Below are 11701 nucleotides of genomic sequence, written 5' to 3'. Positions count from 1 at the left end.
AGCTCCTCGCATTCACTTTTCGGCGCGTGCCTCGAACCCGATCTTGTTGACCGCACCGGCGATCTTCTCCATCGTGACTTGTTCCGGATTGAACGTTATGCTGGCCGATCCGACCTCAACCGAATTCACCTGAACCCCCTCCACCTTTCCTAAAGCGGCGGTAACTCTGCGGACACAAGCCTCGCAATGCATTCCTTTAATCGACAAGGCAATTGCTTCCTGCATGGAATTTCTCCTTCTACTGAGTAGATGCATATACCCCCCAGGGGTATTCAAGAAAAATTCTATACCTGCACAGAGTCCGGGGGGATCTCGTGCGTTTACCCGAGACGCATTGCATCCATGGCGCCGCTCCAATACACTGTCTTAGGTCCCACAAAACCGCAACGGGCGGTTAGCTCAGTTGGTTAGAGCGCCTGCCTTACAAGCAGGATGTCGGGGGTTCGAGTCCCTCACTGCCCACCATTTATCTCTCTCCGCACCATACCAGCTACTTCAACAGAATCCACGAGACTCCAGATAAGATGGGGCGCGTGCTTTTTTTGGGTCGGTGGCGTCCCGTACGCACAGTGGAAACCACGTGTTGCTGATGGTACCTTTCCGTAAACGCGTCGCGATCGCTGAAAGGACACTGATGTTTAGGCTTGCTCATGTCGAACGCTGAATGCTACAGAGTCGAACGGCTGTATGAAGAAGCTACCAAAACACTTCTCGCCGCCGAGAACGATCTGGATAGTACTTCTCCAGACGCATCACCGCGTCTAGTCCGCGATGCAAGGTTGCGGACGGTAAAGCGCGAATACGACGTATCCAGGGAGATTCTTTTAGAGCACCGTCGCACCTGCTCCATCTGCAAAGCTAAAGGGATACCGGAGTAGCATCCAGGGTCGATGGCAACCCGCATCGATCCGTGTCGACTGTACCCAGAGGTTCATGCGCTACGCAGATTCCCGATCATCGTCCGTACATCGCCGGCGTTCACCACAAAGCGCGAGGTGCCATCGAGCGAATCTGGATCTTCCAGCACCCAGCGCCGCTCGTGTTGCATCTTGCTGGCTTCGCTCCGCCGCAGAGAACCATGAAAGTGGCTGGCACCGGTGGCCCGAGCCAGGGCTGCAGCATCCTTGATGCGCAGACCTCCACCAACAGCTATATCAATTCTTCCATTAGCGATCTCGACCAGCCGCGCAAGCTTGTCCGCTCCCGCCAGCACATCGGGTTCGCCGCCGGAGGTAAGAACGCGTTTGCAGCCAGTGGCAATGACGTCTTCGAGAGCCTGCTCCAGTGAGATCGTGTAGTCGATAGCGCGATGAAAGGTGATTTCGAGTGGTGCAGCGAGTTCAACGAGTTCGCGTGTGCGTTCCATGTCCACTGTGCCGTCGGTTCGAAGGATCCCAAGGACAAATCCACTGGCTCCAAGACTGTGCGCGTGAAGGAGATCCTCCCGCATCAGGGAGAACTCATCGTCCGTGTAGTGGAAGTCACCGCTTCGAGGTCGCAAGAGGACGTGAACGGGGAGGCCGCTATGAAGAATCGCAGCACGCGTGAGACCATGACTCGGCGTCAGCCCCCCTTCGCTGAGGGCAGTGCAAAGCTCAATGCGATCGGCACCGCCTTCGCGCGCGGCGAGGCAGGCCTGAAGACTCTCTGCACAGAGTTCGAAGATGATTTTGCGCATCAGATTACACAAACCACAAAAGCTTTCCGATCCTTGGAAATAGTTGACGCAACGACTCGAAGCGAATGAGCCGCTAAAAAGCACTATCGAAGTTACAAGTACAGGATAACGTCAAAAAGTGAAAAATTGAACTTCAAATAATCACAATTTTGAGAATATCAACCGAAACTCAGCCCGCCACGGGAAGCGAGCCGGTTCGCGCCCGCCAGAGCGCACCGAGTATGGGATCGACAGTACCCGGTAAAACCTTCAGCGATGGGTGGTCGCGTCGCAGAGCAGCAACGATTCCTTCACGGATCGGGGCTACATGTTCGAGAATGCTGCCGGTGAACGCCAGCTCAGGAACCCACTCGGGGCGATCGTTGGATGCGTCCCTTCGCAGGCGCTCAATGACGAGATGCGCAAGGTGAGCCAGCTCTTCTGCTTCGCGGCGGAGAACATTCTGCGCAACGGCGTCTCCTTCTGAGGCACACTTCACGACCAGGGGAGCAAGACGGGTAAAGTCGGGGGAGGGAATCTGGTTGGCATAACCGATCAGCGATTCGAGATCGGGAAGCTGCCACAGCTCAAGAATCGCCGGTAGCAGTGCGGTCGTGCGATCTTCGTCGATCGCAAAAAAAGTATCGCGCAAAGCCTGATGGCCGATTCTGCTGCCCGAGCCCTGGTCAGCTAACGCGGGGCCCCATCCGCCGGCTGTGGTCAGGTCGCCCGCGACAGTGCGCCCAGCGACGTTCGACCCCGTCCCGGCCATGACAAGCACGCCCGGTCCTCCGAAGAAAGCGGCGTCGAGCGCAATCTCCACATCCCCCACCAAGATGAGCGAGCCGCCTACGCGCTCGGCGAAGGCTTCGCGGATCCAGTCGGTCACCAACGCGACCGTAATGCCAGCGGCGCCGACACAGCTGCGTGTGACCGACTCCATCGAAACTCCCGTCAACGCCGTCAACTCGGCAAGCGCCTTCTCGAGATTCTGCGTCGCAGAGTGTGCGTCGGTGCGCATGCGTTTGATCGTGCCCCCACGTACTCGCGCGAGTTCGCGGGTATCATCTGCCAAAACATATTCCGTCTTTGTGCCGCCTACATCCAGTGCAAGATAGAACGCCAAGCCGATTCCTCTTCTTTCCGTAACCTTCAAAAAGATAGCAGCAACAAAGACAGGATATTTGTTCCTAATCGCGATGGTGTTGCCACATCATGTGCATCAGCCTTTGCCCGGTTCTGCAAGCCGATTAGTCAGATTCATCATCGTCAGCATTTCTGAAACACCACCAGCAAGTCACAAGGGCAGAGCCGAAGCCCTGCCCCTCTGATGTTGATACTGGCATTGGTCGATATCCGAGGACAGATTCAACCCGTCTTAGAACCGATAGTTTGCGGAGAACTGCAGCCGTCGTTCCGTGGAACGAACGGCCTGCTGGATTCCGTTGGCGGTTCCTTGGTTTGAGATATTGCCAAAGTTGGAATCGCCAATGTTGGTATCTGGATTGCCATAGCTGACGATGTTGAAGGCGTTGAAGGCATCGAACCGGAAGCCCAGAGTCTGCTCACGGACAATAGCGAAGTCCTTGAAGGCCGACATGTCGACATTCAGATAACGTGGACTGCGTGTGTTGCCGTTTCTCGCATCGCCAAAGGTGTTGGGGGCAGGCGCTCCAAAGGCGCATAGACCGTTATCGACTCCAGGGGTGGTGCAGGGAATCGCCGAGGGATCGGTGCCATACCAGTGATCGATACTGCGGTTCACGATCTTCAGAGCACGGTACTGATTGGGCCGTGCATTGCCGAAGCTGTTGGAGTTGTTTCCAGGCCCAAGGATCGTCTCGGGAAATCCGCTGTAGGCCACGGCTGCCGTCGAGATCTTCCAGCCTCCAATCGCCTCGTCTACTGCACGGTTGACTCCAGAGAGATACTGCTTCCCGTGGCCGAAGGGCAGGGAATAGACTCCCGTTCCGCTTAAGTTATGACGCACATCATAAGCAGCGGGACCCCAGTCCGCGGCGCTGTCATAGTAGTTCTGAAAGGCGCCTTGACCGAAGTTGGAAGCACCGGAGGTATTTACAGCGTAGTTCCCCGCGCTGTTCGTCAAAGCCTTCCCATAGCTGTAGTTCACGGTGAACTCCAACCCATGACTCGTGCGCTGACGAAGAATCGTCTGCAGCGCCTGGTAGTTCGACGCTGCACGAGACTCCGTGATCAACAAATTACCGGAACCGATGCTGACCGTCGGATCGATCGCATTGATACCGATGAACTGGTTGTTGTAGTAGGGCGCTGACTTCGGATCTCCGTTCACCAGCCACTGGTTTAGGTTCCCGTAGTCCTCGATATGCTGGCCTATTTCGCCGACATAACCGATCTGCAACGATAAGGAGCGTGTCACCGCATACTCTGTCGTGAGATTGAACTCCTGCACGTAAGCCGGTTGAATATTGTGCGGATACACATTGAAGGTTCCGGTCCCTGTAATAGCACTACCGCTGAAGCCCTGCTCTGCCGTTCGCGGAGCTCCCGGATTGCCAGGTGTCGGCGTCACCACGTTGACATTGACTGCCTGAATGAACGGAGTGATCGAGGTCAGGCGCTGGTTGGAGGAGTTACCTTCAAAGAAGCTGGTAGCGCCATAACCACCGCGAATGACAAAGCGATCCGTCGCCTGATAAGCAAAGCCGAAGCGTGGCATGATCTGGCGGTAGTTAGCGTCATAGCATGCACGATTGCTGCATAAGCCAGAGCCAACAGGCGCACCGGCGGGAATCTTGCTGGCGTAGATCACCTGACCCGTAGCGATATCGATGTTCCCGGTCTTGTTATTGGATTCGATCCAGGGCTGATCAAATTCGTAGCGGAGGCCGGCGTTCAGGGTCAGCCGTGGGGTCGCCTTGTAGTCATCGCCGAAGAATCCGGCTATGCGCCACTGCCGCTGTCCGACATTGACGCTCGAAAGCGTGGCGGCTGCCGTGCTCACTCGGTCAAGCAGGAAGTCCGCACCACTATAGCCGCCTGCGTTAGACAGCGAAGGATTGCTGGTGAAGGCACCGCTATAGGTTTGTGATCCAAGGAAACCATTGTTGTTGCTCGTAGGGTAGTTATTCTGATAACGAAGCGCCTGCACACCCATGCTGTACGTACTCTTGCCATGTTGCCAGGTGAGGTTATCGATGTAGCTGAAAGTGTTATCCGTCAAGCTTCCATTGTTCGAAGCTTGGTTGCCGAGTGTGCTCAAAGTGCTGTTCTGGAGATTTTGCGCGGTAAAGCCCTGATAAGCCTGATTGGGAAATGTGATGCCGACAACCGCATCACCATTGATGCCAAACTGACCGGTTCCATCGATTGGCAGTCCCTGATTCCAATTGACGCGCGTATAGCCGATGCGCGCTGAGTTCACAATCGACGCCGAGAAGATGTGAACCCAGGTGAGGCCGCCAAGCTGCGACGGGAATGTGCTTCCGTTCGGAAACGAAACCGGCAGAACCGAGGTCGCACCATCGAATGCATCTGATTTCGAATAAAACGCGCTGAATTTATCCGCCGCGTTCGGGGTGTACTCGATCTTGATATCTCCCTGGTTGTTGGCTCGAAACGTTCTCTGTGGGCCTTGCAGATCGTTTGCCGCGATTCCGTCTGACGGTGTCGCATTTGGCAACGGGTAAACCTCTGGATGAGCAAAGAGATACTTCGCAACCGGATTGTTGATCGGAACGCCCTTATTCCCAACAAACGGCGCAAAGCCGTTCTGCGAATCGAACAGTTGAATCGGATTGGAGCCGCTGAGGAGCGCCGAAAAGTCCCCGCTGCGCATAGCCTGGGTAAAGACGCTCGCCTGGCCAGTCCCTCCCTGGTGGAAACGCGATCCCAGATAGTCGACGAAGAAGAACAGTTTGTCGCGTTTGATCGGACCGCCAAACGTCCCCCCGAACTGCGATTGGGAAAAAGGATTGGTGTGAATAATGGGGTCTGCGTGCTTGTTGGTCCAGGAGTCAGCATTGAGCCTGTAGTCCTGCACGTAGCCGTAGACCGACCCATGGAATTGATTGGTTCCGCTCTTCAGAATGCTGACCACTCCGGCGCCATTCACGTTCCCATAGTCCGCAGGGGAGTTCGCCGTCAATACCTTAATCTCCTGCAGAGCCTCAGGCGCGGGGCTGTACGCGATCAGGTTGTTGAACGTTTCGTTCAGATCGATTCCGTCCAACGTGTAGTTGTTCGCCTGGGCGCGGTTGCCGTTCAGATTGATGGAGTCAGTGGATTGTGTGCTGCGCTCGATGCTTGTCGTGCCGGATGTTCCTACCGTGCTGACGGAGCCCGGGACGTAGAGCGTCAGCGCGGAGAAGTCCAAACCATTCAAAGGGAAGTTCTGAATCGTATTCGCGGTAAAGGTACCGCTCAAGGTGGCGTCACTGGTATTCAAAATCGGCGCTGCCTCGGATACGTTCACCACCTCCGCCGAGGATCCGACCGTAAGCGTGACATTGAACGTAGTCGTCTGCAACACCTCGAGCTGAAACGCCGGGATCGTCTCTTTATCAAAACCCTTCGCTTCCACCGTCACCTCATAGCGACCGATCGGCAGAAACTGAATTCGATAGAGTCCCGACGCATTGGTTGTCACTTTTGAGTCCACGCCGGTGTCGGTGTTGTGGGCAGTTACGTTCGCTCCGCCGACCACAGCGCCGCTCGGGTCCGTTATCACCCCGGTGACGGTTCCGGTAACCGTCTGCGCAAGCAGGCCCGGCGCACTGAAAACTACTGCCAGGGCGAGCACAATCCCGGAGATACGTTTGAGAAACTTCATCTTTTGCGCTGCTTTAATCATTTTTGAGCGACTCCAGGGTGTCTATGGGAGATGGGAAGATCCGCATTACGCATTACGGCTGGCCTTTGCCGAAGATCCCGTTAGTGCGGTCAGAAAAATCAAATTGTTGGTAGAGGATAGAAATCTATGTAAACATTTGTCAACATTGCTTTCATAATTCTGAAGAAAAATAGTTCAAATACTCAAAATGGAACCGCTCGTCTGCCACATAATCAACTATTTGCAGATTTGTGAGTGATTAGAATGGACACGACATGGCCCAGAAAACCCAGGATCGCGCAAACCAGATACTTCATCTCCTCCTCCAGAAAGGCCAGAGCTGCGTTGAAGATCTGGCGACCACGATTGACGCCTCTCCGGCCAGCGTTCGGCGCGACCTGATCAAACTCGCACAGCGTGGTCTGGTAAACCGCACCCACGGCAGCGTCGAACTGGCCGGCAAGATGACCTACGAGCCATTCCGCTTTGACGCCGCCTTTCCCCTGCGCGAAGAGCGCTTCTCGAACGAAAAACGGCGCATCGCCATCGCTGCGGCCGAGATGGTCAACGAGGGCGACACCATCGCGCTCTCACCCGGCACCACCACCACGCAGGTGGCCCGCAGCCTCCGGCATCGCGAGGGCATCCACATCGTGACAAATGCGGTCAATATTGGAATGGAGTTCTCCAGCCTCCCGAACGCACGCGTCACCCTTACCGGAGGCTCCATCCGCTGGCCAGGCGCCTTTTCCATGGTGGGTGCAACGGCGTTCGACTCGCTGCAGCGTCTCTTCTTCGACAAAGTCTTCATGGGAGCATGTGGTATCCATCCCGAGCACGGCCTCACCGTCATTGAATCCGAGGAGGCCTTGATTCTCGGCGAGATGGTGAAGCACGCCAGACAGGTGATTGCGGTTGCCGATGCAAGCAAACTCGGCATCTTCACCTCGACCAAGGTCTGCGCCACCACCGATTTACATACCATCATTACAGACGACAGCGTCGATCCAAAGCTGGTCGAAGAATTTCAGCGAAAGCAGGTCAGGATGATCATCGTCTAGCGCGAGTCAGCCCACAGAAGCGAAAATCTACGTTCCGCGCAGGCCAACTCGTGAGACGATGAGCCATGCGTTCAGCCTGGGCTCCTCTCGTGGTCTTTCTCGCGGCACCCGTGTCGGTTACGCTGCAGGCTCAAAGCATGCCTTCGGTCGTACCGCCCAGGCTGATCAGTATCCCGAATCCAGACTGCAGGTCAGGGAAGTCCTGCCACAGAACGCACGGCCAGGTCCGTCTCATCGTCGACGTACTTCCCGATGGCAAAGTTGGCGAGATAAGAGTCGAACTCGGCGACCCCGTCCTGGCTGAGGCGGCCAGCGCGGCTGCCCAACAGGCCGAGTTCGTCGCAGGTTCCTACTTGGGCAAACCTCAAAATATGGATTACGTCTTAAGATTCAGCTTCTAGGACTTGAAAAAAAGCGGTAGCATAGCTTCTGCGCCGCAATACGCCTGCCGGAAATGCCGAAGAATTCCGATCTCTTTGTCCTCTTGTCATCATCTAAGTAGGACAAACAGAGGAGTATCATTGAAAAGTGCCGAAATATTCGATCGTTGTACCCTTCCATAACGAAGAAGAGAATGTAACCACACTTTATGACCGCCTCAAGGCCGTCATGGAGCACGTCAACGAGACCTTCGAGCTGGTCTTCGTCGACGACGGCTCTCGCGACCGCACCTATCGGTTGCTCGAAGAGATAGCTGCCGTAGATAGCCGCGTCCTCGTCATCAAACTCCGCCGCAACTTCGGTCAAACCTCTGCCCTCGCCGCCGGCTTCGACCATGCCCAGGGTGATTTCATCCTCGCCATGGACGGCGACCTCCAGCACGACCCCGACGAAATCCCCGGCTTTCTCGCCAAACTTGAAGAAGGCTATGACGTTGTCAGCGGATGGCGCTCCCAGCGTGGCGACAACTTCATCATGCGCCGCATCCCCTCACGCGCCGCGAACTGGCTCATGGCCGCTCTCAGTGGCGTCGACATCCACGACTTCGGCACCACCTTCAAGGCCTATCGCCGCGAAGTCATCCAGAATATCCCCCTGTACGGCGAGATGCATCGTTTCATCCCCGCCCTAGCCTCCTGGTACGGAGCCAGCATCTGCGAGATTCCCATCTCCAATCCTGCCCGCGAGTTTGGCGAGAGCCACTACGGTATCTCCCGCACCTTCCGCGTCTTCTTCGATCTGTTGACCATTCGCTTCCTGCTGCGCTACATGACGCGGCCGCTCCACTTCTTCGGCACCATCGGAGCCTTCGGCATGGTAGCCGGTTTCGGTATGTCGGCCTGGCTTCTGATCCTCAAAGTCGTTACCGGCCAGCACATTATGAGCCTCCACGGCCCGCTCTTCGTCATTGCCGGCGTCCTCATTCTCGCCGGAATCCAGATGATGGGTATCGGTCTCCTCGGCGAGCTCCAGGTACGGCACTTTCACACAGCCGCCCACCGCGCACCCTACGCAGTAGACCGCATCCTTCGCCTGCGCTCCGAAGAGAGCCTCATCCAATAACCGAGTAGCCGCTAGCCCTGCACTATTTTTTTGGGGCTAGCGCCTGCGTCTCTTTTTCTCTTCGTAGCTCTTCCTGCGCCTCTTTGTTCGAATCCTTGAACGCAGAAGCGTCCAGATCCTTGGCCAGCTTGTCCTGCTCCACCAATGGATCTGTCAAAGTCTCCAGATACCCTTCAAACTGCTGAGCGCACTCCCTCTGCTCCCCCGGTTGCTTGTCCTCTTTCAACTTATTACGCAGCACATCTTCAAGTTTCAGTGCATCGTCCAGGCTGAACGCGACGGAGGAGTACGTTCGGCTTCGCATCGCGAAGACGTCTTCATGCAACCCCGTCTGACTCACGATTAAGCCGGTCCGCGCGTTCTCAAAGGATTGTTTCTCACACGCGCTCATGATCGATGCCAAGCCGTCAGCTGCCAGATGATTTGGCCCAAGGCTGGTAGCCTTCGGCGGTGCCGTGCTCGAAAGACGCTCGAGAAGGGAATTATTTCGCTCGTCCGAGTGACAACCGGCCATCAGCAGCAGAATCCCGACGATTCTCCCCGCCCGCACTATTGCGCCCACTCTCCGACGCTCCGCCCTTTCACTCACTTTCCGCTTCAACGATACGTTCATCTCCCGCTGCCCGACTGCTTGGCTAACGCCATCCGAAATGCCTGCTCCCGATCCGAAACATAAGCTTTGTACCCCGCAGGATCGACAAACGCATTCGCATCGCCTGCCTTCATCCGCGCGAACTTCTCATCCATATCAAAAAAGCCCGCATGCGCTCCCAGAAACACATCGCACGGCAAAGACTTCAACGTCCGAAACGTCAACTCGTAGTCCTGCGCCATTGTCGGATAAACAGAGCCCTTCACCAGCTTGTATCCCGGATTCACATTCGGGCCCCCAACGATTACAACGTTATAAACCTTACCCGCCTCCCGCACCTTCATGGTCCAGGTAGTGCACCCCTTGGTATGCCCCGGCGTCAGGTGCGCGACCAGCACAACATCCCCAAGCCGAACCTCATCTCCATCGTGCAGCACGCGATCGACCTTCGCAACGGGATACCAGTTCTCCGATCTTTTGCCATACTGAAAATCCGCCTTCCCACCGGACTCCACCACCGGCACATCGCGATCCATCACCATATACTTCGCGCCCGTCAACTCTTTCAGCAGCTTGCTTCCGCCGCAGTGATCCCGGTGCGCATGGCTAATCAGCAAAATCTTCACATCGCTGAACTTGAACCCCAGCGCTTCGACACTCTTCTTGATCTGCGGAATATCTTTCGGCACATCGCTATTGATCAGAATGTGTCCCTGCGGTGTCGTAATCAGATAAGACGCCAGGTCTATCCCTCCCACGTAATACACATCGCCGACGATACGAAAAGGCTCATGGGGAGCGGTCCAATCAGGGGGATCCTGCCCAAAAAGACCGCATACAAATACAAAGGTCAGCAAGAGGGAGCGAAGCAGCATAGCAAAGCATAACCTTCCCCCGCAACGACCTGCCACCCGCCGCCCTCGCGAAGAATTAACCTTTCCGGTACGTCCCGTTTCACGCAAAAAAAAGAGCGTCCGCCGGAAGACGAACGCTCGTCAACATGCAAACCAAACAATAAAAACTAAGCCGTCGCTCCAGCAGTATTGCGGATCACCTGCGCCCCAAACCGCTCCATCTCCTCTGCCTGCGGACTAGATTGCAGCAACACCAGATCCACTCCAACCGCGGCAAACTCTTCCATCCGCTCCGACACCTGCTCCGGCGTCCCCACAAACCCGCACCGAAGCCCGCGATTCGACACCGAATAGTCCTTAAGCGAAATCTCTGTCTGCAGATTCGAACCCGTCACCCACTGCTCATAGTTCGCATATCCACGCGCCGACTGCTTCACATCCGTAATCCGTTCCACCTCGCGCAGCGCCTCAGCCTCCGAGTCCCGCACAATCGCATACCCGGCCACACCAAACGTCATCGGCCCCAACCCCAGCTTCTCCCGCCGCTCACGCATATCGGCGATCTTCTTCCCCACGGCCTCGGGCACATCGCCATGCATCAGGTAAGCATCGCACTTCGCGGCGATCAGGTTCTTCGCCGTCTCCGACTCGCCCCCCGCATACAGCGTAGGCCGCGGCTTGCTCACCGGCTTGGGCGAGAGCACGTTCTCACGCACGTCGTAGTACGTGCCCTTATAAGAAAATCCCTGCGTCTTCCAACACCCATCGACAACATCGAGCCACTCCGACGTCCTCGCATAGCGGTCATCGTGCTCATCGAAGTGAACACCGTACTTGGTCGCCTCATCCTTCCACCAGCTCGAGACCACATTCAGCGTCAGCCGCCCATGCGACATCTGATCGACCGTAGACGCCTGCTTCGCCAGCAGCGCCGGATTATGAAACGTCGGCCTCACCGCAACCATCAACTCCAGCCTCTCCGTCACCGCAGCCAACGCCGCCGTAGTCGACCACGCATCGAGCGAAGGAGCATCCACACCCTTGATGTCGTTCAAATTCAATTCCGCAATCAACGTCAGATCGTAGCCAATCGTCTCGGCCTTCTTCGCCAGGTCGCGCACATACTCCCAGCTCGCAACCATCTTCTCGTCGTGAACGTTGCGCAGCCAACCCCCAAACACCGGCAACCAGAAACCGTATCGCATCCCTGCCTTTGCCTTT

The 11701-nt window shown here is 56.2% G+C and carries 10 protein-coding genes and 1 tRNA gene; 4 read left to right on the top strand and 7 right to left on the bottom strand.

Going from position 1 to position 11701, the window contains the following annotated elements; translation table 11 throughout:
• Positions 1–12: 12 nt before the first annotated feature.
• Positions 13–225: a heavy-metal-associated domain-containing protein gene (locus tag RBB76_RS25495; protein ID WP_429634000.1), complete on the bottom strand. Its 213-nt coding sequence runs from the start codon at positions 223–225 to the stop codon at positions 13–15.
• A gap of 163 nt (positions 226–388) precedes the next feature.
• On the opposite strand from RBB76_RS25495, the gene RBB76_RS25490 reads away from it, so the two are divergent.
• Positions 389–465 (top strand) — tRNA-Val (locus tag RBB76_RS25490).
• 466 nt (positions 466–931) lie between these two features.
• Here the strand turns inward: RBB76_RS25490 and RBB76_RS25485 are convergent.
• The 3 genes from RBB76_RS25485 to RBB76_RS25475 all read right to left on the bottom strand — a co-directional run bounded on the left by RBB76_RS25485 (position 932) and on the right by RBB76_RS25475 (position 6491).
• Entirely contained in the window at positions 932–1678 is a 747-nt protein-coding gene (locus RBB76_RS25485; protein WP_429633998.1) for a copper homeostasis protein CutC, read from the bottom strand.
• Positions 1679–1847: 169 nt separating this feature from the next.
• On the bottom strand, positions 1848–2783 hold the full coding sequence (locus RBB76_RS25480) for an N-acetylglucosamine kinase (RefSeq protein ID WP_429633996.1): 936 nt from the start codon (positions 2781–2783) through the stop codon (positions 1848–1850).
• Positions 2784–3035: 252 nt separating this feature from the next.
• Positions 3036–6491, bottom strand: a complete 3456-nt coding sequence (locus RBB76_RS25475) for a carboxypeptidase regulatory-like domain-containing protein (RefSeq protein WP_429633994.1) — start codon at positions 6489–6491, stop codon at positions 3036–3038.
• A gap of 254 nt (positions 6492–6745) precedes the next feature.
• Here RBB76_RS25475 and RBB76_RS25470 point away from each other — a divergent pair, with 254 nt between their 5' ends.
• The 3 genes from RBB76_RS25470 (at position 6746) to RBB76_RS25460 (ending at position 9034) form a co-directional block, all read left to right on the top strand.
• A complete protein-coding gene (locus tag RBB76_RS25470) occupies positions 6746–7531 on the top strand; it encodes a DeoR/GlpR family DNA-binding transcription regulator (RefSeq protein ID WP_353067452.1) in 786 nt (261 codons plus the stop codon).
• 65 nt (positions 7532–7596) lie between these two features.
• Positions 7597–7932: an energy transducer TonB gene (locus RBB76_RS25465; protein ID WP_429633992.1), complete on the top strand. Its 336-nt coding sequence runs from the start codon at positions 7597–7599 to the stop codon at positions 7930–7932.
• A gap of 127 nt (positions 7933–8059) precedes the next feature.
• Positions 8060–9034: a glycosyltransferase family 2 protein gene (locus RBB76_RS25460; RefSeq protein ID WP_429633991.1), complete on the top strand. Its 975-nt coding sequence runs from the start codon at positions 8060–8062 to the stop codon at positions 9032–9034.
• Between the two features lie 22 nt (positions 9035–9056).
• On the opposite strand, the gene RBB76_RS25455 is transcribed toward RBB76_RS25460, so the two are convergent.
• The 3 genes from RBB76_RS25455 to RBB76_RS25445 all read right to left on the bottom strand — a co-directional run bounded on the left by RBB76_RS25455 (position 9057) and on the right by RBB76_RS25445 (position 11685).
• Positions 9057–9596 carry a hypothetical protein gene (locus tag RBB76_RS25455; RefSeq protein ID WP_429633989.1) on the bottom strand — a complete coding sequence of 180 codons (540 nt, stop codon included), beginning with the start codon at positions 9594–9596 and terminating at the stop codon, positions 9057–9059.
• Between the two features lie 47 nt (positions 9597–9643).
• A complete protein-coding gene (gene bla / locus RBB76_RS25450; RefSeq protein WP_429633987.1) occupies positions 9644–10501 on the bottom strand; it encodes a subclass B3 metallo-beta-lactamase in 858 nt (285 codons plus the stop codon).
• Positions 10502–10647: 146 nt separating this feature from the next.
• On the bottom strand, positions 10648–11685 hold the full coding sequence (locus RBB76_RS25445) for an LLM class flavin-dependent oxidoreductase (protein ID WP_429634235.1): 1038 nt from the start codon (positions 11683–11685) through the stop codon (positions 10648–10650).
• Between the last annotated feature and the right edge of the window lie 16 nt (positions 11686–11701).

It is taken from the genome of Tunturiibacter psychrotolerans (genome assembly GCF_051013365.1).
GTDB classification, from domain to species: Bacteria; Acidobacteriota; Terriglobia; order Terriglobales; family Acidobacteriaceae; genus Edaphobacter; species Edaphobacter psychrotolerans_A.
The sequence above is the reverse complement of the archived record's forward strand: the minus strand, read 5'-3'. Positions and strand labels throughout refer to the sequence as shown.

What these genes read in the sequence shown, in the direction of transcription:
- bla (WP_429633987.1), bottom strand. Translation starts at nt 10,501, where the DNA reads ATGCTGCTTCGCTCCCTCTTGCTGACCTTTGTATTTGTATGCGGTCTT.
- RBB76_RS25465 (WP_429633992.1), top strand. Translation starts at nt 7,597, where the DNA reads ATGCGTTCAGCCTGGGCTCCTCTCGTGGTCTTTCTCGCGGCACCCGTG.
- RBB76_RS25485 (WP_429633998.1), bottom strand. Translation starts at nt 1,678, where the DNA reads ATGCGCAAAATCATCTTCGAACTCTGTGCAGAGAGTCTTCAGGCCTGC.
- RBB76_RS25445 (WP_429634235.1), bottom strand. Translation starts at nt 11,685, where the DNA reads ATGCGATACGGTTTCTGGTTGCCGGTGTTTGGGGGTTGGCTGCGCAAC.
- RBB76_RS25475 (WP_429633994.1), bottom strand. Translation starts at nt 6,491, where the DNA reads ATGATTAAAGCAGCGCAAAAGATGAAGTTTCTCAAACGTATCTCCGGG.
- RBB76_RS25495 (WP_429634000.1), bottom strand. Translation starts at nt 225, where the DNA reads ATGCAGGAAGCAATTGCCTTGTCGATTAAAGGAATGCATTGCGAGGCT.
- RBB76_RS25470 (WP_353067452.1), top strand. Translation starts at nt 6,746, where the DNA reads ATGGCCCAGAAAACCCAGGATCGCGCAAACCAGATACTTCATCTCCTC.